The following is a 22,140-nucleotide window of genomic DNA, read 5'->3' as shown; positions in this document are numbered from 1 at the left end:
GGGAAATGGCTTTTTGCTATTCTATGGTTTGTGTGTGAACACAATTAGAAATTTTCACTGGTCCAATCTGTCTAGTGGTGTGGATGGATTGTTCGTGTCTTGACCAAAGTGATAATTATATAAACTTACTATTATTATAATTTTATGGAGGTGTCTGGTTTGGCTAATATCAAATCCGCAAAGAAGAGAATTCTTGTTATCGAGACAAAGACTTTAAGAAACAAAATGGTCAAGTCTAAGATTAAGACTTTAGTTAAGAAGGTTGAGGCTGCTGTTGAGGCAAACGATAAGGTTGCTGCTGAAGCTGCACTTCAGGTTGCTACATCTGAGATCAGCAAGGCTGCTTCAAAGGGAATCTACCACAAGAACAATGCATCTAGAAAGATTTCCCGTTTAACACTTGCTGTTAACAAGCTTGCTTAATTATTTTACTGATAAATATATTTTAACCCAAAGAAAAAGACGCATTCCGCGTCTTTTTCTTTTTGTATATAATTCAGAAATTTATTTACTTGCCAGTCTGCAATGTATGTTTTTTCAGATATCTATGCAAAACCCATTTCTCAGGAATACGTTTTAACACAATCTGTATCTCCTCGTGTTTCGCAATCGGTTGTACCAAAATACTGTAAAGCTTCGCATTGTTCGCACCCCAGATATCCGTAAAGATCTGATCACCGACAAAGAGGGTATTTGTTGGGTTGGTTCCCAGTTTCTTCATCGCCTGAACGTATCCTTTCGCAGATGGTTTTCCGGCTTTATATACGTACGTTGCCCCTACCTGATCATTGAAAGACTTCACACGTACTTCATCATTATTGGATACAAAGCAAACACCATACCCTATCGACTTTAACTGCTTTATCAGTGCGATTGCTTTTTTATTGGCTGGCGCATCATGTTCTACCAGAGTATTATCCACGTCAAATAACACCGCCCGATACCCTTTATCATAAAATTCCTGAAAGTCTATATGATAGGTACTGTCGTAATATTCATTTGGAAAAAATTTATGAAACATCTGTTATTCTCCTGTTTTATAGTCATCCTCTATCATTCCGTACACTTGCTTTCACACAGACGGTTGTTGTCTTTTATTCGGTGTGAAAAAAAGCATACACATTTTTTGCAATGGATTCCGGGATTCCCGGTACTTCTGCCAGTTCACCTACCGTTGCTTCCTTGATTTTACGAATCTCGCCAAAATATTTGAGTAACTGTTTCCGGCGGTTTTCTCCCACACCCGGTATCTCATCAAGCACCGAATGCACCTGATTTTTACTGCGAAGCTGCCGATGATATTCGATTGCGAACCGGTGTGCTTCGTCCTGCAACGCTGTAACCATCAACATTGCTTCACTCCCCTTCGGGAATTGCACCTCCGCATTATTATAATATAATCCCCTCGTCCGGTGATTATCATCTTTTACCATACCGCAGACCGGTATATCAAGTCCTAGGCTGTCCAGCACCATAAGTGCCACATTCACCTGTCCTTTGCCACCATCCATCATAATCACATCCGGCAGGACATCCATCCGTTCATCGGTGAACCGCCGCGATAGCACTTCCTTCATAGATGCATAATCATCCGGTCCCGTTACAGTCCGCAAGCGAAACTTCCGATAAGCGTTTTTCTTCGGTTTTCCCTGTTCAAACACGACCATGGATGCCACAGCCAACACCCCGGAGATATTGGAGATATCAAACGCTTCCATCCGGTTTGCGGAAGGAATCCCGAGCAATTGTGCAATCTCATTTGCTGCTCCAATCGTGCGTTTTTCCTGCCGTCTGACACGTTCCATATCCTGCGATAACACAAGTCTTGCATTCTCAGCCGCCAGATTCAGAATCTTCTTCTTATCCCCCTTCTGCGGTACGACAATCTGCACTTTCGAATCGCGTCGTTCACTCAGATAGGCTTCCAGTATTTCCTGTTCCTCCGGAATCTCCGGCACCAAAATCTCCTTCGGCAAATACGGCGTTCCAGAATAAAACTGCTTGATAAATGCAGCTAACACCTCTGACAACCGTTCTTTGCTGTTTCCATTCATATGATGATTTTCACGTCCAAGTAATTTGCCATCCCGAACGAAAAATACCGTCACGACAATATCCTTTTCATTTGACGCACAGGCGATTACATCGCGGTCTTCCCCGGACGCCTTATTCATCTGCTGCTTGTCCTCGATATGCCGGATACTCTCAATCAGATCACGCGTCTCAGCCGCTTTCTCAAATTCCATTTCTTCTGCCTGGTTTCTCATCTGCTCCTGCAGATCTGCAAAAATCTCCTTATAATTACCATTCAAGAAAGACAATGCCGCCTGTACCTGCTTCCCATACTCCTCCTGACTGATTTTGCCATCACACGGAGCTTTGCACTGTCCAATCTGATAATACAGACACGGACGATCTTTGCCGATATCCTGTGGCAGTCTACGATTACAGGTTCTAAGGTGGTACAGCTTATTAATCAGATCCAAAATATCTTTGACCGCCCGGGCATTCGTATAGGGTCCAAAATACTTGGAATGATCACGTTTCATTGAATGACTATACAGAAAACGCGGAAATGCTTCTTCCACTGTTACACGGATATACGGATATCCTTTATCATCCGTCATCATCGTATTATATTTGGGACGATATTCTTTAATCAGATTACACTCAAGCACCAGTGCTTCCATTTCGGAATTTGTTACAATGTATTCAAAGTAAGCAATCTGCGAGACCATCTTCGCAATCTTCGCCGAGCCACCATGCCCATGTCCTGTTTGAAAATACTGCCGTACCCGGCTGTGCAGACTAATAGCTTTGCCAACATAAAGAATTTCATCATTCTTACTGTGCATGATATAAACACCCGGACTTTTCGGAAGCTTCTTCAGTTCTTCCTCCACGTCAAACACATACTGACTCTCCTCGGCATTATGACTGGCACGATATATATTCACATTGATTCTCTGTCTTTTTTCTGCCATACTATGATTGACTCCTATTCTGTGAAGATATCCAGAATAAAATTAGGAGGTATCCATAAGATACCTCCCGCTTTATAATAAAGGTTTTTTTGTGGTCTGATTATAAAAGATCTGCACGAAGTTTCTTAATCACGGTCAATGTCTTGTTACGAAGTTCCTCTGCTTCATATAACTGCAACATGGAATTCTTATCCAGCTTCGCATCAACAACTGAATTCAACCAGTCATTGACATAAGCCTGCACATACTTCACATTGACATCTGACTTGTCCTTCAAAGTGACAATAATATTGTTCAGATTCTCGATAACAGTCGGCTGAAGGGTTGTATTACTATTCTGTGTCTGTGCACCTTCATCTGACAATTCAATAACCTTACCAGTCTTTGTAATGATAACCTTCTTATTCGGAGATGACTCTGAACGGGAAGAGCTGCCACCCTTTCTATCCAGGAGTTTCTCAACAACCTTAATCAGACATACAACGCTATAGGTGGCCTCCTCTGCTGTCTGCTGATCATTTTCCTTATCTTCATACTGATACCAGAGCCACTCTGACTTCAAGAGCATCTCTTCAATCTTTGTATCAGACAATAACTTCTGCAGATCTGCATCCATTGCCGGTCCTGAATTCTTACCGAAGAATTTACCTCCAGTCTGCGGTGCTTCTGCCTTCTTATACTTGGCAGGAACTACTATCTCTGCATATGTCTTAATCAAATGCTTCTCTGCAATCTTTGGATCATAATTATTATTAATGATATTAATCTTGCCACTATTCAATCCATTGGTGATCATATCCTCCGCGGTCATGAATACCAATGCCTTCTGACGATCATCAATCATCTGCTTGATCTCATAATTCGTCTTTGACTTCTCAAGAATGGAATTCTTACGAACCTTAAATGCCTTGATCTTCTCTTTTACACTGAAGAACAGCTTCAGTAAAGAAGGATTTGCATTTACATAATTACCAATCCATGTAAGCTCTACATACTGGTGCTCAATCTTGTTGGAAATCTCGTATACATTATAACCATCAAAGATAACATTCAATGTTGTATAGAGCAATTCCAGAATCTCATACTTTTCTTCCCATGATTTGTTTGAATTGTCTTGATTTACAAGCGCCTTGATTCCACACTCATGGAATACAAGATTGTATTCATACAGTCCTTCAAAGATATTTGTCTTGTCAGACAGAGATGCACCCGCTCCAAGAATCTGAAGATTCTTCTTCATGTTTGGCTCATTCTCTATATAAAGATACACTTTACGAACAAAAGCCGAAACCTCTGTAATCAATGTATCGATACGCTTGTTATAAATCTCCTGCTTGGAAATCGCATTTACAACACTTCTGCTCAATACGGTTGTATCTGCTGCAGAGTTCGTGTTGCGGATCAGTTCCTTAAAGCTTTCGTAAACTGACATGTTGTCGATTGGAATGTATTCTGCATTCAATCCATAGAATTCAAATGCCTTGCTGAATTCTTTGTTATGGATATAAGCATTGAACAGTCCGATTGAAAACTGAATCTTATAATCATTTCCAACATGTGGATCTTCTACTACGTAATCAAACAGAACTTCAAGGTTGTTCATGTATGCATCTGAGTTTGTATCATCCGCAGGGAGCCCCATCTCCATAATAACATTAATCAGATCAAGGTATCCCATGATTGCCTTATCAAAGTTCTTTGGTCTGTCATCGTCCTCTAAAATCTGATAGCTCAGATTAATCAGCAACGGAGCAATACGCTCTCCGATCAAACGCATTGCATCTCCAAAGCACTCTCTCTGATACAGGTAAATCAGCCAAATACTATAACGATAAATACCGGATGTACTGATTGGAGCATCCACATCCAGCGGATCGATATCTCCATATACAAACTTGAACAGCGGTTCAATCCACTCTTCAATCTCATACCTTCCTGTCGCTTTAATGTTGGTATCTACGAACTCACCCAACTCATAAAGCTTTGCACACTGTGCTTTCACATCATCGTCTACCATCATATTTTTCAGGTCAAAATTACTATCCTTCAGATAGTCGATAACCAATGCATAAAACCCATCTTCGACCTGTTCATTCAGGAAACGAATCAGCAGTCCTTTGTTATTTGATGCCGCAATTGTAAGGACATTGCTGTCAGAACCTGCGGTAATATTTGCTGGTAATGCCATCGCCATATACCCCCTTGTAAATATTTTCACTACTTCGATTTTATAACAAAATACAAGGCAAAGTCAACCTTCGATTTGTCAATAATTCATAATTAGCATTGTGCATAATTAACAAAGCTTTTTCGACAAAACCAAGTCGTTTTTTTATCAATTATGTACAATATCCACCAATGCATTATACTTCAAATCCAGCCATACGCAGAATCGCCCGTGCATTTGTCGTCGTACATCTTCCATCACGGATTTTATAATCAAACCGCAGTTCATCCCCCTCATAATATTCCTGAAAATGATAATTTACTGCCGGTGTATGATTCTGATCGGTAATGCTGCAAAGCTCAAAGTCATGCGTTGATACCACTGTCATACACTGTGTTCCTGCCAGTTTTGTGATAACTTCCTTTGCACCTACGATCCTGTCTGCCGAATTCGTTCCTTTGAATATCTCATCAATCAGGCAGAGCATTGGTTTTCCTTCTTTCCGATATCCCGCCATCTCCTTGATACGAAGAATCTCCGCATAAAATGTGGAGATACCATGCGCCACATCATCCTTCACCCGCATAGATGTAAAGATTCTCATATACGAGGCCCGCAAATGTTCCGCACAGACAGGAGCCCCCAGATATGCCAGGACAAGATTTATCGCAACAGTTCTTAAAAAGGTTGTCTTACCGGACATATTTGAGCCTGTAATAATCGTAATTCCATCTGTCAGTGTCACATCATTTCCCCGGGCATGCTCCGGAATCAGCAGGGGATGATAGAGATTCGTTCCTTCCAGACTCACCTGATTTGCTCCATACTCGATCACGCTGTCCCCTGTATCACGTACCATACCAAGCACAGAAAAGCTCATCAATTCTTCCAACCCTGCTATCATATCTGAACATCCGGCGACCTGCTGTCCATATTTCTTTTTCCAACCGGTTACAACTGCCGCAAGCTGATAATCCCACAGCAGCAATCCACACAGAATCTGGTGCACCAACGGATTGAACGATATATTATATGCCTGACCGATTGCCTTCAGCTTATGATACGCCTTTACCGCACCATTCTCGCCCCCGGCACAGACTCTCATATCCGCAAGAAGCGCACTCCGAAACTCCTGTTGTGCTATCAGTGAAAGCATCGACTCATATGCACCACTCACAGCTCCGGCATAATACACCGGTTGAATCACCGCATCGGTCATAAATCTCGTCAGCCAGGAAAGTATTAATAATGCCAAAAAACCTACCAATGGGTATCCATAAGAGATTTTGCCAATCAGGAATAAAATCAAACTGCCAGTCTCACATAACGGAAGCACAATCCGAAGAACATGTACAAACGCCGAAAGTGTCCCTTTTGTCTGATCCGCGCAAAAGCTCTCAAATGCTTCTGCATCGAATTTTTCTTTCTCCGCCTCCAGCCTGCGACCGGCAGTTTCAAATTCCACCGCAAATTCCGGTTTCCCCGTAAGTTCCGCGATCGCCTCATGCCGTTGTTCGCGCACATCCGGTTCCATATATCTTGTAGTCAGACGATCTGCAAACAACCGTTTTCCCTTATCTGTATGACAGACTGAAAGCATCTGATACAGAGAGTTATCGCCCAGCAAATCTATATCTGCCGCAACACAATCATTCTCCCGCAGATACACTGTACCTTTCTCGTCAAACTTGCGCCAGCCATCCGTATACCGATTACAGTATCTCTGGCAGACTTCCCATTTTTCATCCAGCATCTGCTGCCGCTGTGCCACAGCACTGTGCCACTTGACAAGCACTAAAAAACCTATCAGAAACAATCCGCCAACAACCGCCAGAATCATTGCATAGTTTTTTTCTTTTTCTGTTATACCAATGATTAACGCCACCGCTCCTATCAGAAATGTCAGAATTCGAAACGTGGAAATATGGGAATACAAGCGATTTGCTTCTTCTTTTTGCTTTTGATAATCGAGCGTCCACTGTTCAAATAGTTTTCGGTTCTCATTTATTACTGTTTTCATCACTATTTTCTTCCTCATCCTCTTCTTTTTTTCTAACCGCGATCATACGAATTGCAACAACTACAAACGCCACAGCGGCTACGATACTCAGGATCCCCAATGTAGTTTGACCTAAGAACATCAAAGCTATTCCGACTAACCCGATCAAAACCGCACATGTAAGAAAATTTTTTTCGGTTTCTTTTAAATTATTCATCTTGTTATACCCTCCGGTCATTTTTACTAAAATCTAGTCTACCATATCCAACAATACAAGGCAAAGAAATAATTCTAAACTTTCTGTGAAGCGTATATTTCTATTTGATTTTTATTATTGCTTGTATTAGAATAGTCTGTATATAATCGTGGTAAAATATAGATAATTATGGAAAAGGAGAATCAGACATGGGTAAGTTTTTTAAAGGTGTCGTAAAATTTTCAATTGCAGCCGCAGCAGTTGGCGGTCTGTGCTATGCGTTCAAAGACAAAATCAGAGAATCAAAAGTATATCAGGATAACAATGTTGATGAGAAGATCAACAAAGTAAAGACAACAATCAAGGATAAGATGCCAAAGATCTTTGACAACGAAGATGATATCGAAGAAGATGATCTGTTCGCCGATGATCTCGATTTGGAAATGGAAGATGCCAATCGCGATTACGTAACGATCAATTCAGACGATTCAGAGAAATCCGAGGATGCAGCCAGTGAAGAACCATCTGAGGCAAAGGCTGAGGATACTGATGCCGAGTAATCTCTGACAACAATAGGATTGATGCTTTATAACATTGATTTGTAACCGGCATCCCTATGAAAAACAAAAAGTTCGATGATGATTTCATACATCGAACTTTTTTGTTTTATTTATGTATTGTAATTATTCCGTAGCTTCCAAAACAGCTTACCGTTTCGCAAGACTCTTCATATCTTCGTAAAATCCCGGATATGAAATATCCACACACTCTGCACCGGTAATCTCTGTGTCTCCATCTGCATTCATCGCTGCAATCGCAAAACTCATTGCAACCCGATGATCCAGATGACTGTCAATCACAGCTCCATGAAGTGATTTTCCACCGTGGATGATCATGCCATCTTCCGTTGCCTCGATGTCCGCGCCCATCTTCTTCAGATTTTCTACCATGACATCAATCCGGTTGGATTCTTTTACTTTCAGTTCTGCCGCATCTTTGATAATTGTTTCACCACCCGCAAAACATGCAAGAATCGCAATCGCCGGAATCTCATCAATCAAAGTCGGAATCACTTCCCCGCCAACGACACACCCTTTCAGATTCGATGTCCGAACCGTCACATCCGCGGTTGGCTCTCCAATCTCTCCAGATGTCTTTTCCACAGTCACATCCGCTCCCATGTCCGAAAGCACACGCAAGATACCATCCCGTGTTGGGTTGATTCCAACATTCCGTACAGTCACACAGCTATTCGGGGTAATCGCTGCTGCCACCAGAAAATATGTTGCAGATGAAATATCACCTGGCACGATTACTTTTTTCGCATACAGTTCTTCCGCCGGTTTTACATATACCGTCTTTCCTTCTGTATGGATGTCAACCCCAAATTCTTCAAACATCAGCTCTGTATGATTCCGGCTCACTTCCGGTTCTGTCACTGACGTTTCTCCATCCGCATAAAGTCCCGCAAACAGGATTGCAGATTTCACCTGTGCGGAAGCAACCGGTGAATCATAATGGATTCCATGCAGGCTTGTTCCATGAATTTCAAGCGGCGTACAATCGTTTCCATACAAGCTTCGAATATCTGCCCCCATCTGTGACAAGGGAACGATGATACGCCGCATTGGTCTTTTCTGTATCGATGCATCGCCATTCACCGTTGATACAAACGGCTGTGCCGCAAGAATCCCGGACATCAGACGTGTTGTCGTTCCACTGTTTCCAACATCCAGAATAGAATCCGGTACTGTGAGTCCATGCAAACCTCTGCCATGCACCAGCACTTTGTCTCCATTATTCTCTATCTCAACACCCATCTTGCGAAAACAGGCGATAGAAGATAAGCAATCCGCACCCTGCAGGAATCCTTCCACCTCTGTGTTTCCCTTCGCAATCGATCCAAGCATAATACTTCTGTGTGAAATGGACTTGTCACCCGGCACCGTCACTTCCCCGGAAAGTCCATGTAGTCTTGATAATTTCATGGCATTCTCTCTTTCTGCATGTTCCATTTAATGTAAAAATCTATATCATTATAGCATGGCTTGTTTTCCGCAACAACCAGTTTAAGCATTGTTTTCATCTGATATGTGCGGATTCCATTCGTTCAATACTCATCATATCCAAATTAAGGATTACACCGTTTACAGGGCGAGTACCCCATATTTTTCAGTTCCTCCAAAGTTCCCTCATAAGTCTGTCTGTTCGTTTCTTTCATCTGATCGACACTGGAGCAGGTTGGCAGATGAATCTTCTTCGTGTTTGTATTTAAAATATACGTCTGCTTCTCGTCATCTGCCTGTTCTGCATCAATATTTCTCTCTGGTTCCACTTCCTGTACAGTGTTTTCCGCCTGCGTATCCACATTTTCTTCACCTACTAATTCCTGGCTCGCTCCATCCGCATAGTCAATCCCAATTCCCGGCTGTACATTATAGCAAAACACATGAAAACAGATTCCTGCTCCATCGTCTTCGACCGACCATCCTTCCATCTCCACGCCGGAAGCAACCAGATTATCTCCATCAAACACCGGCGTCACGCGGTACAATACATGATTTCCCGTTCCCTTTACATACGCGTCTACTTTTTGTTCAAACGGAAGCATTCCTTCTATATTCAGGTAACATGTTCCCGTAATCAGATTCTTCTCATTCGCATTCTCACCTGCCAGACAATATGCGATCAAATGACAGCGGTTATATAGGTAATTTCCATCGATGACAGCATTGTACTTCACCGTATGCCAACCGCTTGGCCGTACATCGCCAATCTCTCCCCGCGGTTCTGTCGGCTGCAGTTCCAAGCAGATATTTGCATACGCCTGCCCGCAGCGCCCAAGCGAATCCAGATCGCTATATATCTCAAATGCCTCTGTATCCGTCTTTTCTTCATCCGAAAAATCCGGCATATTATTCTCAAGCTGAATATACGGCATTCCATTGTAAGCAGGAATATCTGCCTGCACTTCTGTAGTTGTCGCAGTTGTTTCGTTCTGTGACATCTCCACAGTTGCACATCCCGCCAGAAATAATGCAATGAGCAGGCATGCTATCATATATTTCAGAAATATTTTAATCTCTTTCATTGCAGTTTCCTTCCGATTTTCATTATACTTTCCCCATCCCATATGCACAAGCCATCAAATAAAGTTACCCCTCAGCCTTGCAATCCCGCAAGGAACTCTCTATACTACATACATGAAACACACTGTCACGAAACATACTATGATTTGGATACATCAAAGGAGATATTTATATGCAAACTTTATTACATTTCTTACAGGATGGCAAAACACAATTTCATGTTGCTGCCCTTGCAAAAGAATATTTAGAAGCACACAGCTTTACACATATTTCAGAGACAGAAGATCTCGCATCTCTTGCCGAGGGAAAATACTATCTTGCACCGTTTTCATCCATTGTAATTCCTTTTGTAAAGGGCACTCAAACAGCACATGTACGAATCGCCTGTGCACATACAGATTTCCCAATGCTAAAAGTGAAACCGAATCCGGAATTGAGAAAGCAGGGTTATCTACAGATAAATGTCGAACCGTATGGCGGTCTGATTAAAGAAACATGGTTTGACCGTCCGCTTGGTCTCGCCGGAAAGGTCATCTGCAAAGGTGACACGCTATTTCACCCGGAAGTCCGGTTATTTGATTCCGAAAAAGCGGTTGCAATCATTCCAAATCTTGCCCCGCATTTAAAACGCGGCGGCAAAGATACCGATATGGATATACAGAAGGAATTGATTCCACTTGTGGATATGGACTGTAAAGATCATCCAGACAATGAAAATGCACATTTTCTACTCCAATACGTTGCAGAAAAGTTAAAGATTCATCCTAATGATATTCTGGATTTTGACTTATATTTATATATCAGCGACACACCAACATCAGTCGGTCATTTTTTGCGGACAGTTCATACATGCTATCCTTTTCTGTTCTCTGCTCCTGCGTTTGCTCTCGTTTGATTTCTCCCTCCGTATCTTCTTGGCACAAGCAGGACAATACCTTGATGCACCAGAGCCCGGGACATATTCAACGCCGCACACCGTACAATTTTTAGCGGGCATTGCTGCCCACCGTTTTGTAGGTATGATATGTAATTCATCGACAAAGCCGATGAATTTATAGTAAATCTTGATTTCCTGCTTCACTGTTCCGTCTGCCATCTTCTCACGCTCCGAAACAAGTATCTTGTCTATGAGTGCGTTTATAACTGTTGCATCCAGTTCTTTTAAGCCTTGATAATTTCGGATAAGGGCGAGGAAGTCACGGATTCCCCGTGATTTCTCGTAGCTTTCATTAAGAGTTTCCGTCACCTCTTTCAGCCTTGCTTCAATTTCAAGCTGCTCTTTCTGGTATTTCCCCGACATCATCTCAAAATTCCGCTCGGTAATACGCTCCATGACCTTATCCTCGTAGAGAGAGGAAAACAGCCTGTCCAGTTCCGCAAGGCGTTTGTTCAGCTTCTTACGTTCTTTCTCTAATGCTTTCGCCCTGCTCTGGTCTGTTTCCGTGAGCCGCTTTTCTATGGCCCTGACCGCCTTTTCATCATTCACTGCCATATCCGCAAAACAGTTGATGTCGGCAAGAACGGCATTGAATAAATCCCTTGCTTCTATATTGTGGGCACTACACTCGCTTCTTCCGTTTCTTGCATAATTATTACATGAATACTGTACACAGTCGATAATCTCTGGGCGTTTCCTCCTGTGTACGTTCATTGCCCGCAGAGCACATCCGCAGTCCACACACTTGATAACGCCTGCAAAAATATTTACAAATCCTCCCTTGTTCTGTGGAAGCCTACGACTTGTAATAAGCTGTTGGACAATATCAAATTCCTCCTGCGTGACTATTCCCTCATGGGTATTGGGTATCACTTCCCATTCTTCGGGCAGCTTAGAGGGGCGTTTCTTGCTTTTCATATTGGCGGCAATCCGTTTGTAGCCTACAAGATTTCCCGCATATATCGGGCTTCTTAAAATGCTCCTCACGCTGTTCCCACTCCAAATATAGCGTTTGTCCTCGTTCCCCTCAAAATGACGTTCAAAGCCTGTTTCGCCACGCTCCGCCGCATAAGCGGCAGGGCGTAGGATATGCTGTTTATTAAGATGTCTGCAAATTTTGGCAACTCCATTCCCTTTTAATGCAAGGTCGAATATCTCTTTTACAACATGTGCCACTTTATCATCTATCAGCAGATGGTTGTGGTCGGCAGGGTCTTTGATATAGCCATAAGGGGCGGTAGTTCCCATGAATTTCCCCTGTTGAAACCTCGCCCGATATGCCGATTTTATCTTAACAGATATGTCAGCGGCATACATTTCGTTTAAAATGTTGCGGAAAGGCGTGATGTCCATAGCAGATTTATTCAAGGTATCTACGCCGTCATTGACCGCTATATACCTCACGTTATGCTCTGGGAAGAAAACTTCCAGATATAACCCACAATCAAGATAGTTTCTCCCCAGACGGGATAAATCTTTCGTAATCACGCAGTTTATCAGACCGCTTTCAATGTCTTTTATCATATTCTGGAAACTTGGTCTTTGGAAATTTGTACCAGAATAACCATCGTCCACATACGTTTTTGCTATGTGCCATCCCTGCTTTTTCACATAATCCGTGAGGATGGATTTCTGTGTCGCAATGCTCGCACTCTCGTTATCCGTACCATCGTCTTTAGATAAGCGGCAATAAATGCCGACTAAATAGATTTTCTTTTCTTCTTTGATTCCTGCCATACTGTAAAACCTCCGTATCTGTCCTATCTGTTTTCATGTCCCATTGCGTACATTCTAAGCGGACAGCCCCTCATTGTCGAAGGTGTCGCCCTCGGCAATCTTCTTCCGAATATCCTCGGAGATAATCGGGACAAACGCTTCTGTAACGGTCTGTGTGCCGACATATTCACGGCTGATTATCATCTGCACTGGTGCTTTTGGCACGATACGCTTTCTCTTTTTATCTGCTTTCTTATCCTCGCCCATACTTAAATCTTCCTTTCCAGACAGGGCAGGGAAGAGTTTGGAAATGTCCCCGCCCTGCCAATCAGATACCATTAATCCTCGCTGTTTAATTCTTTCTGTAATGCTTTAAGGAGTGCCGCCGCTTCATCAGCGTTCAGCGTGATTCCCTTGCCGCACTTTTCACGGTTCGGGGAAAAGCTGCGGATGTCATACTTCGGCTCTTTCCCATTCCATGAAATGAGATTGATTTCCTTTGTGTAGCCACTGTCGCCCGTAGACAATACTGCGATTTCCTTTACGATTTCATACTGGATTTCTCTCATTCTCCATACCTCAACTCTCTGTATTTACTTCCCGAAAAAAGAAGATTAGCGGCTGTCACGGTTGCGTTTCCTCTGCAACTCACGCTCCAAAAGTTTGATGATGGTTTCCTCCATCTGCTTCGGCGTTGTGTTCTTCGGAAAGTATTTTTTCAGCTTGCTTGTGTTGATTTTCAAGGTTTCTTTCTGGTTGCCCTTTTCCTCCGTCATAATCGCAAATATCGTATCCATGTCAAGCCGCCCGCTCTGGCTTAACTGTTTCATCCGCTGTGCCTGTGAGAGTGAGGGCGTTGCTTCTTCGCTCTCCATCGTGGCAAAGAGGTTTTCCTGCTCGTCTTTCTTCAAGAAGGACAGTTCCACCGCAGGCGTGAGGGCGATTTTCCCCTCGTCCACCATCTGCAAAATCGGCGGTATCAGTTCCGTCAGGCGGATAAAACGCTGCACGGTCATCCTGCCCACGCCGAAGCCCTGTGCCACCTTGTCGTCCGTCCGCAACTTCGTCACAACTTGTGACGAGGTTAAGTCTGTGCGGAAACCCTGCCGCTTCATGGCTTCGGATTTCATCTTGTAAGCAAACGCCCGCTCCGATGGCAGGATATTCTCACGCTGCAAATTGCTGTCTACAAGGGTGATGATGGCTCGGTCACGGTCTAAGGGCAGGACAAACGCAGGCACGGTATTTATCCCTGCAAGTTCAGAAGCACGGACACGCCGCTGTCCTGCAATCACTTCATAACCGTCCCCGTCCTCTTTCGGGCGTGTGATTATCGGCGTGACAATGCCAAATTCCTTGATGCTTTCCGCTAACTCTGACAGTGTTTCATCTTCTGCCACATGAAACGGATTGTCGGGGAACGGGTACAAGTCTTTGGTCTTTAACACCTTAAAATCCTGTTTCTTCATTCACATATCTACCTTTCTTTCGCTCTGCTTCTATGATTTTTCTGCAATTCTTCCAACACTTCGGGCGGTATTTTTGACAGCAGCCGCCCCATCTGCTCGTTGGTTCTCTGCAATTCAAATATCTTCTGATTCGCTTTCTGCACCTTTAGTTCCTGCTCGTACTTTTCATCACGCATACGCCCCGCATAGTCTGATTCCTGCCCAATTCTCTCTTTCAAACTGTCGATATACGCCTGCTGTTTCCCGATTTCCTTAGAGAATTTCTCCACGTCTGGCAGCCATGCAGAGAGTAAATCTAACGCTTTATCCCTTTTCTTCCCTGCGTTAAAGGCGTTGATGTCGGATAGGGCAGACACGATTTCTTCATACTGTTTATCAAGCCTGCCGCCTAATTTATAGAGCCATGTGGGGACGTGTTTCCGCTTGGTTTCCATTGAGGACTGCCCCCGTTCAAGCTGATTCCACCGTGAGGACATCCGCTCATGGTAGGCGGTCTGCCACTCGGATAATGATTTCTGGTTGCCTAAGATAGCTTTCGCTGACAGCTTATTGTCTGGCGTAATCGGCACAAAGCAGAGGTGCATATGGGGCGTTCTCTCGTCCATATGGACGACAGCGGAGAGGATATTCTGCTTTCCAACACGCTCCGAAATGAAGTCAAGAGCCGTCTGGAAATACGCTTTTTGTTCTTCGGGCGGTAACTGGTTCATAAATTCTGGTGAAGCTGTGATGAGCGTTTCCACCATCATCACGCTGTCTTTCCTTGTCCTGCACCCCGCTTCGGCTACCATGCGGTTAATCTCTTTCTTGTAGGTGTACTTTGGTGGTGCTATGAGATGGTAATTGTTTTTAGAGCGTTCCATATCTATATCTGGGTTGCTTTTGTAGGCTTCTTTCTTCCGCTCGTTGTGGCGTTCACAAGCCGCAACGCCGCCCGCTTTTCGTTTCTGGAAACGCAGGATTGCATAAGGCATAGGCGGATTCCTCCTTTCTTTCGGCGGGTGACCGTCCTTTGGGGTGACAGCGGTGACGGTGGTGACAGCAGTTTTGGGATACCCCCTGCCGACTGCCGCAACTGTCACCCTCACCCCCTGCATGACGGTCATGTCGATGATGACGGTGTTTTTGGGATACCCCCCTCGCAAGAGCCGTCACCGTCATGCCGCCATTCTTTTATCCGAAGCCGTAAGGCGTAGGATAGCAGGGCACAGCCCTGCCTTAAGGGAGTCCAGAGGGAACGTCTGGCACACGACTTTGCAGGGCAAAGTGTAGTGTGTTACACCCTGTAAACGCAGTCGGAAAAATCGGAATGATTTTTCTGACCGCAGGGGTGGTTTTACACGACCGAAAAGGGCGAGTAAATCTCACGCCTGCATTTTGCGTTTACGGGGTGTTCTCCCGTAGGGATGACAGCGGCAGGGTATCCTAAAATCACTGTCACCACCGTCACTGCTGTCACCCGCAGGGCAGAGCCGCCAGCTTTACATGGCTTTAAGCGTCAATGACAGTAACAGGGGGGTATCCTAATATCGCTGTCACCACCATCACCGCTGTCACCCGCCCTCCTTGCAAGGGCAATCCGCCTGCCGTCTTTCCTGCGGCTGTACTGGTAGCAGATACGGTTCTCGCTTAAAAATGTGGTGCGGTATTCATTCAGCCATTTCGTAATCACCGTGGGTATGGTTTCCGTTTCCCCCATAGCGGCTAACAGTTCCGTTGCCGTGCCTATCCATTCTTCCTTATCCCTCATAAAATCCACCAACCGAAAAAGGACATCTGGTATCGTTTCTTTCGCAAGCTGCTCCTGCGTTTTCCGCTCCACAAGCTCCCAACGGCAATCACGGAAACGCAGCGTGTATTCCTGATAAGGCGTGTCCCTGCCCGTCACATACAGCTTGGCGGTGTCAGACGCACGTTTCTCCTTTTCCAGAACAAAGGTAGCGTCCGCACTCCCCGTTAATCCTGTCGTCCCAGACACCTTGTTGAACACGTCGCTGTCATTCTGCTTTCGGATGTGGTGTACGACAATGACCGCCAGAGAGTGCCTGTCGGCAAAGTCTTTGATGAGGGAGATGTCCCCATAGTCGCTTGCATAGGCATTGTCTTTTGAAGCTGTACGGACTTTCTGCAAGGTATCAATGACAATGAGCCTGCTGTCTGGGTAATCTTTCAGATAATCTTCAAGCTGCACGATAAGACCGTCTGACAGCTTGCAGCTTGCCACGGCAAAGTGGAGCCGCCCGCTTGCTTCGTCCGTCAAACGAAATAACCTGTCCTGTATGCGGCAGAACGTGTCCTCAAGGCAGAGGTAAAGCACATCGCCCTCCATTGTCGGCATATCCCATAAAGGGATTCCCTGCGACACGCATAAGCATAGCTTCAGCATGAGCCAGCTTTTGCCTATCTTCTGTGAGCCGCAGAACAGCGATAAGCCTGTCGGGATAAGGCTGTCCACCACAAAGGATGGTTTCTCAAGCGGTTCATAAAGGAGCGTTTCGGCGTTGACTGTCTGTAACTTCTGCATGGCTTTCCTCCTTTCGGGCGGTGTCTTTGTTTTCGTTGCACATAGGCGTTGACCTCCTTAAAAATAGATTTACTCCCACGGAAAAAAGTGAGAGTATGTAATGCCGCCAATCCCACACAAATAAAAAACAGATTTCTTTTTCGGGCGGTGTCGGTCACGGTTGGAGATATTTCTTCAATTTCCGCCTTTACTTTCTCCTTTGCAATCGCAACAGATTTCTGTATTGCCGAAGCGGTGCAATGCTCCATAGCGGCGATTTGGTAAAAATTGAACTCATACTCGTAGTAGAGCAGGAAACGCCGCCTTTGTATCTCTGGAAGGCTCCCAACCGCCTTATAGAGCGTTTCATTCCGTTCTTCCTCAACCATGCGTTCATCAAGGCTCTTAGGCACACGCAACGCCCGTCTGTAAAGGGTTTCGTCCCATACCTCGTTAAACTCCCTGTGCCGCTCGTCCCATTAGAAAAGATTCCTGTTCCTGCGCTCCATCTGCCGAAACTCCATAAAGAACTGTTCCGACACTTCCAACTCGTGGGATTTGCCCTGCCCGTCCTTAAAGCTGATAAAATACCTTGTGCCGCTTTCCGTGGATTCCTCCCGAAGCGTGTATGCCTTAACCCTGTATGCCATCCTGTTGTCCTCCTGCAAAAAATGAGTGAGGGGATTTCCATCCCTCACCCAGTAGCCCGCAGGATGGCAGGCTGTTTTAGAAGCTATAAAATTTTCCGCAGCTTCTTCCGCAGATGGTCTAACCTCGCATAGATGGCACCAGTCGTCAAATGCACAAGCGGGGCAATCTCCTTTGTGGAATACCCCTGCATTTTCAGCAGGACGATTTTCAAGGTACGCCCGTCCACCGTGACTAATACTTGATAGAGATTTTCGCTCTCAATCTCTTCCAGTAACTCCGCAACCGTACCCACTTCCGCCTGCCGCTCCCTGCCTGCCATGTCCTCAAGATATTCCGCAACGTCATTCGTCCATCGGTAAAACCGCCTGTTGGAATTGAAGTCTGCCCTGTCCGCCATGCGTATCTGCTCAATGGTCGCTTCATCAACGCCGCACTCACGCAGCAGCTTTTCCTCCGCTTCTTTCCAGATACGCCATTTCCTGTCCTCCCGTCCGTGGTTGTATGCCATTCTTACTTCCTCCAATCAGAATTGATTGAGAGGGCAGAGAAAAGCCCCCTCATCTTCCCAAAGGAAAAAACAAGGGGGCTGAACGCCTTAAATTTTAATTTTCTATTATCTTTCTTAGTTTTATTAGGATTCTGGCTTTGCGTTTGTTTACAACGCTCTGGGTTATGCCCAACCTCGCCCCGACTTCACGCTCGGAAAGTCCGTCAAAAAAGATTGCCTGTATCAGCTCCTGTTCACTATCCGACAGCAAAGGCAGGGTGGCTTTCAGCCTGTCCACCATGACCGCATTGACAACGGTTTCTGCAATGTCCACCGCTTCATCAGTGATAAAGTCCAGAGGATTCCCCTCGCTGTCCGTAAATCCGTCGAGAGATAGCAGTCTATTCTTTGTATCTAATTTTTGCAGATAACGCCACCGTTCCTTGTCACGGTAGAAGTCTGTGTATTGCTCCCTCACGACTTCAAGCAGACAGCCTTGAATGGGGATAAACAGCTTGTCCATATAGGTCTGGTCGGATTCCCTGCAACGGCAGAACTCCGTGTAGGATAATTCCACATAGCCGCCACTTTCTCTGATATATACCTTTCTTGGTGCATATTTCACCATAAATACCTCCCATCTGAATTTTTGAAATGTAAAAAATCCAGATGGAGAGGCGGAGAACGACACCGCATATCAGAAACAGCCCTACGGCACTTTCCAACAAAAATCGACAAAAGAAAAACCGCAAAGGCTCTGTGACCTTTACGGTTATAGGAAATAGTAATTCTATTGTATGGAGATTGTACTTCTACTTTCAAGGTGAGAAGTACCGTTGCACTGGCAGAAATTTTTTTAACTGGTTTCCTGCCGTTCTCTGATATGCTATGTATTGATAAATTTTGCTTCGTATGAGCAGATAGATAACTGCCCGAAAAAAGGACATAAAAAAATCCCTCCAAATTTGATATGTACCCTCTTTACTGGACAACCAGTAAGGAGGGTATTTTTATGCGTTATAGTTATGAGTTTAAACTGATGTGTGTTGAATTGTATCATTCGGGTTTGTATCCAGATATCCCAGAGGATACGAATCCAGATACTCTCAAAAGACATATACGAGAATGGTCTGGATTGGTTGATTTACATGGTCCAGAAGTTTTAAAACATAAGGTGTTCAATAAAGTGTGGACACCAGAAGAAAAACTTGAACTGGTTTTAAAAGTCATTGCAGGCATACCAAAGAGGAAAGTTGCCACAGAAGCAGGTATTAGCCCAGGAATACTTTATCAATGGATATACAAATATAAATCACAAGGATATAATGGATTAGTAGGAAGTAAAAAAGGACGTTCAACAAAGGAATTAAAAATGAAGAAGTCAACAAATCCATTACCTTTAACAGAATCAGAACGAGAAGAACTGATGCGCTTGAGATCGGAAAACGAATATATCAAAGCGGAGAATGAAATAATAAAAAAACGGATCGCCTTGAGGCAAGAAAAATGGGCTGCGCAACTCAAGGCGAAAAAGCAGCAATCATCAAGGACCTCAGAGAAAAAGGATACCAATTAAAGTATCTGCTTAAAGCAATGCATATGGCTAGATCTACTTACTATTTTGAGATTAGCAGAAACGATGTTGTTGCTGAACGCAATAAGGAAGTACTAGAAGAAATAAAAAGTATTTTTGATGAAAACAAGCGCAGATATGGCGTAAGACGAGTTCATCAGGAACTTATTAATCGTGGATATCGGGTGAACCATAAGAGGGTTCAGCGTCTTATGCATGAATCAGGATTAGCCGGAAAACGACCAAAGGAGAAATATCATTCTTATACGGGTGAAGTTGGTAAGATTGCTGATAACATAATAAATCGAGATTTCAGCACAACATCGCCTTTGCAAAAATGGACTACAGATGTATCACAGTTCAATTTTTCATGGGGAAAGTGTTATCTCTCTCCAGTGCTGGATATGAATACAAATGAAATCATCTCATATGATTTGTCCAAGAGTCCTAATCTTGAACAGATAACGAGAATGCTCAATAAAGCATTTGAAAAATTTCCTTCAATTGAAGGATTGATATTTCATTCAGACCAAGGCTGGCAGTATCAACATGCTTATTTTAGAAATGCCTTACAGGAACATGGCATTATACAATCCATGTCACGAAAAGGTAATTGTTATGATAATTGTATTATGGAGACATTTTTTGGAAGATTAAAAAATGAGATGTATTATGGAAATGAAAAAGACTATTCTTCTTTTGAAGAATTCTCACAAGCAATTGAAGAATATATAGATTATTATAATAACAAAAGAATTCAGGCAAAAACAAAATGGATGCCACCTGTACAATACAGGATAGCATCCATGTGTTCAACCTAGTTCATAAATATGTGTCCAGAATTCTGGGTACATATCAATTTAAAAACAAATTCAGAGGGTAATTTAGGGTATAACAAAATAACCCACCCGAATATCGTTTTTTTTATTTGGTGAGTTTGTTCTTTCAAATACGAAACAAATGCTCATGTACGGTAAAGTATCACAAGAAAATTATGTCGAATTGACAGCCGCCTCCGCTATACCGAATAAGGAAATAAAGAGTCCTCAAATTTTGCGCTACTAAATGAAGACGAGCGGAAGTAATCTCCCGCTCGTCAGTAAACTTAACTATGCCATATCAATCCCGCTTCTTTCCCGCCACCGGCACTAAGAACAGCGCGGGCAACAGCAGGAAAGCGGTACAGACCAGCCCCCAGGGTATGGACACCTGCTGGGCTACCAGCCCCACAATAGGCCCGCCGATGATCTGCCCGAAAGAGTCCAGCTGTCCGCTGGTGGAAAAGACTGTGGCGCGCATTTTCTCATCCACTTGGTCGTTCATCCAGGCGGCCAGCACAGGCTCCTTGATGGTGCGCATAAGCCCCGCCAGCAGGAACACCAACAACATGAACCAAAAGCTCCGCCCCACCGCGAAGAGAACCAGGAACAGGATATACCCGGCGCTGGTGGACATGACCACACTGGTTCGGCTGACAGTCCCTTTTTTCTCCATGCGGGCGATGAGCAACTGAGAAGCCAGAATACCTAAGCCGTTGCCGATAAGACTGATAACACCGAACCAAGTGACGCTGTTCAGCGGCCCGATAACGGGTATTACCGTGTCATCCAGAAAATGAGCGGTGGAGAGCCGGTCAAAGCCTTCACTGGCAAGTCCCCCGCATAGTGTGATTGCTAAGAGCGCCAGCAACACAGGTGCGCCTTTCACAAAGCCCAGGTTGAGCTTGAACAGGCAGACAAAGTCTTTAAGCAAGCCCTGCCGTTCCTCAATAGCAGGGGAGAAGTTGGTTTCTGGCATGATGCGAACCATCACCAGCCCCAACAACAAGCACAAACTGCCCCCCAAGATGAGAGGCATTTGCAGGTTTATGTTTCCCAGCAGTGTGCCCAGCACCACGCCCAGAACGCCGCCGATTTGCCCCATTTGACTGCCCCGCAGGAACACCTTGTCTATGGGTTTGTCCTCTTCCTCCGAGGCAATCCACGCCTCCAGAGCGCCGGTGATGAAGGTATCACCGCAACCCCAGACAACCTGGGCCAGCAGAACCGGCGCGAACCACGGTAGCGCACCCTCCATCAGAAAGCCCAGGCCGTAGAGGAACATTCCAATCAGCACCGAGCGCCGACGGCTATACAAATCCGCCACCACACCGGTGGGCATCTCGAACAGAAAGCAGGAGGTCTCCTGAACCGTCCCTACCAGGACAAGCTGGAAAGCATCCAGCTGCACCACCTCCAGGTGGTACACGATGGAAAGCACTGTGGACATAGAAACCGCCAGGGAACAGACAAATCGGAACAGCAGGTAGACAGAATATGCCTTTGAATTTTTAGCAAACATGAAGTTACATTCTCCTTTCAAATCTCATT

Annotated in this window: 22 protein-coding genes; 5 read left to right on the top strand and 17 right to left on the bottom strand. The window is 44.5% G+C overall.

Annotated elements, in window-relative coordinates; genetic code table 11:
* Positions 1-159 precede the first annotated feature (159 nt).
* Positions 160-423 carry a 30S ribosomal protein S20 gene (rpsT, locus tag KP625_RS11830; RefSeq protein WP_370641370.1) on the top strand — a complete coding sequence of 88 codons (264 nt, stop codon included), beginning with the start codon at positions 160-162 and terminating at the stop codon, positions 421-423.
* 85 nt (positions 424-508) lie between these two features.
* On the opposite strand, the gene KP625_RS11825 is transcribed toward rpsT, so the two are convergent.
* The 5 genes from KP625_RS11825 to KP625_RS11805 all read right to left on the bottom strand — a co-directional run bounded on the left by KP625_RS11825 (position 509) and on the right by KP625_RS11805 (position 7,367).
* Positions 509-1,021 (bottom strand): YqeG family HAD IIIA-type phosphatase, encoded by a 513-nt coding sequence (locus tag KP625_RS11825; RefSeq protein ID WP_238298023.1) that lies wholly within the window; start codon positions 1,019-1,021, stop codon positions 509-511.
* Between the two features lie 73 nt (positions 1,022-1,094).
* Entirely contained in the window at positions 1,095-2,984 is a 1,890-nt protein-coding gene (gene uvrC / locus KP625_RS11820; protein ID WP_441316600.1) for an excinuclease ABC subunit UvrC, read from the bottom strand.
* A 100-nt stretch (positions 2,985-3,084) separates the two neighbouring features.
* A complete protein-coding gene (locus KP625_RS11815; protein WP_238298022.1) occupies positions 3,085-5,172 on the bottom strand; it encodes a hypothetical protein in 2,088 nt (695 codons plus the stop codon).
* A gap of 175 nt (positions 5,173-5,347) precedes the next feature.
* Positions 5,348-7,171, bottom strand: coding sequence for a MutS-related protein (locus KP625_RS11810; protein ID WP_238298021.1), 1,824 nt, complete (start codon positions 7,169-7,171; stop codon positions 5,348-5,350).
* On the bottom strand, positions 7,152-7,367 hold the full coding sequence (locus KP625_RS11805) for a hypothetical protein (RefSeq protein ID WP_238298020.1): 216 nt from the start codon (positions 7,365-7,367) through the stop codon (positions 7,152-7,154). The genes KP625_RS11810 and KP625_RS11805 overlap by 20 nt, the downstream gene beginning before the upstream one ends.
* Before the next feature lie 188 nt (positions 7,368-7,555).
* Here KP625_RS11805 and KP625_RS11800 point away from each other — a divergent pair, with 188 nt between their 5' ends.
* On the top strand, positions 7,556-7,906 hold the full coding sequence (locus tag KP625_RS11800) for a hypothetical protein (protein ID WP_238298019.1): 351 nt from the start codon (positions 7,556-7,558) through the stop codon (positions 7,904-7,906).
* Between the two features lie 147 nt (positions 7,907-8,053).
* Here the strand turns inward: KP625_RS11800 and aroA are convergent, their stop codons facing one another.
* A complete protein-coding gene (aroA, locus tag KP625_RS11795) occupies positions 8,054-9,334 on the bottom strand; it encodes a 3-phosphoshikimate 1-carboxyvinyltransferase (RefSeq protein ID WP_238298018.1) in 1,281 nt (426 codons plus the stop codon).
* 143 nt (positions 9,335-9,477) lie between these two features.
* Positions 9,478-10,437, bottom strand: coding sequence for a DNA/RNA non-specific endonuclease (locus KP625_RS11790; protein ID WP_238298017.1), 960 nt, complete (start codon positions 10,435-10,437; stop codon positions 9,478-9,480).
* 170 nt (positions 10,438-10,607) lie between these two features.
* Between KP625_RS11790 and KP625_RS11785 the strand changes: the two genes are divergently transcribed.
* Positions 10,608-11,330 carry a hypothetical protein gene (locus tag KP625_RS11785; protein WP_238298016.1) on the top strand — a complete coding sequence of 241 codons (723 nt, stop codon included), beginning with the start codon at positions 10,608-10,610 and terminating at the stop codon, positions 11,328-11,330.
* On the opposite strand, the gene KP625_RS11780 is transcribed toward KP625_RS11785, so the two are convergent.
* From KP625_RS11780 to KP625_RS11740, 9 genes are all read right to left on the bottom strand, one after another.
* Positions 11,253-13,109, bottom strand: coding sequence for a recombinase family protein (locus tag KP625_RS11780; protein WP_001820670.1), 1,857 nt, complete (start codon positions 13,107-13,109; stop codon positions 11,253-11,255). The two genes, KP625_RS11785 and KP625_RS11780, sit on opposite strands and share 78 nt — an antisense overlap.
* A gap of 54 nt (positions 13,110-13,163) precedes the next feature.
* Complete coding sequence (locus tag KP625_RS11775) at positions 13,164-13,355, bottom strand: hypothetical protein (protein WP_001820669.1); 192 nt, start codon at positions 13,353-13,355, stop codon at positions 13,164-13,166.
* A 71-nt stretch (positions 13,356-13,426) separates the two neighbouring features.
* The gene (locus tag KP625_RS11770; RefSeq protein WP_001206986.1) at positions 13,427-13,657 is read right to left on the bottom strand and encodes a YdbC family protein; all 231 of its coding nucleotides are present in this window, start codon (positions 13,655-13,657) and stop codon (positions 13,427-13,429) included.
* 45 nt (positions 13,658-13,702) lie between these two features.
* Entirely contained in the window at positions 13,703-14,557 is an 855-nt protein-coding gene (locus KP625_RS11765; RefSeq protein ID WP_000743700.1) for a ParB/RepB/Spo0J family partition protein, read from the bottom strand.
* Between the two features lie 8 nt (positions 14,558-14,565).
* Positions 14,566-15,531 carry a MobV family relaxase gene (gene mobV / locus KP625_RS11760; RefSeq protein WP_001820668.1) on the bottom strand — a complete coding sequence of 322 codons (966 nt, stop codon included), beginning with the start codon at positions 15,529-15,531 and terminating at the stop codon, positions 14,566-14,568.
* A gap of 524 nt (positions 15,532-16,055) precedes the next feature.
* Positions 16,056-17,081 carry an AAA family ATPase gene (locus tag KP625_RS11755; protein WP_001170964.1) on the bottom strand — a complete coding sequence of 342 codons (1,026 nt, stop codon included), beginning with the start codon at positions 17,079-17,081 and terminating at the stop codon, positions 16,056-16,058.
* Between the two features lie 458 nt (positions 17,082-17,539).
* Positions 17,540-17,710, bottom strand: coding sequence for a hypothetical protein (locus KP625_RS13715; protein ID WP_000331638.1), 171 nt, complete (start codon positions 17,708-17,710; stop codon positions 17,540-17,542).
* 83 nt (positions 17,711-17,793) lie between these two features.
* Positions 17,794-18,219 carry a sigma-70 family RNA polymerase sigma factor gene (locus tag KP625_RS11745; protein WP_000323895.1) on the bottom strand — a complete coding sequence of 142 codons (426 nt, stop codon included), beginning with the start codon at positions 18,217-18,219 and terminating at the stop codon, positions 17,794-17,796.
* Between the two features lie 94 nt (positions 18,220-18,313).
* Complete coding sequence (locus KP625_RS11740) at positions 18,314-18,826, bottom strand: sigma-70 family RNA polymerase sigma factor (RefSeq protein ID WP_238298014.1); 513 nt, start codon at positions 18,824-18,826, stop codon at positions 18,314-18,316.
* Between the two features lie 384 nt (positions 18,827-19,210).
* On the opposite strand from KP625_RS11740, the gene KP625_RS11735 reads away from it, so the two are divergent.
* Positions 19,211-19,774 carry a helix-turn-helix domain-containing protein gene (locus KP625_RS11735; RefSeq protein ID WP_238297493.1) on the top strand — a complete coding sequence of 188 codons (564 nt, stop codon included), beginning with the start codon at positions 19,211-19,213 and terminating at the stop codon, positions 19,772-19,774.
* On the top strand, positions 19,705-20,592 hold the full coding sequence (locus KP625_RS11730) for an IS3 family transposase (protein ID WP_238297496.1): 888 nt from the start codon (positions 19,705-19,707) through the stop codon (positions 20,590-20,592). The genes KP625_RS11735 and KP625_RS11730 overlap by 70 nt, the downstream gene beginning before the upstream one ends.
* Positions 20,593-20,890: 298 nt before the next feature.
* Here the strand turns inward: KP625_RS11730 and tet(40) are convergent, their stop codons facing one another.
* On the bottom strand, positions 20,891-22,111 hold the full coding sequence (tet(40), locus tag KP625_RS11725; RefSeq protein ID WP_109215034.1) for a tetracycline efflux MFS transporter Tet(40): 1,221 nt from the start codon (positions 22,109-22,111) through the stop codon (positions 20,891-20,893).
* Between the last annotated feature and the right edge of the window lie 29 nt (positions 22,112-22,140).

It is taken from the genome of Eubacterium sp. MSJ-33 (genome assembly GCF_022174665.1).
Taxonomy (GTDB): domain Bacteria; phylum Bacillota; class Clostridia; order Lachnospirales; family Lachnospiraceae; genus Coprococcus_C.
This window is presented reverse-complemented; position numbering and strand designations above follow the sequence as displayed.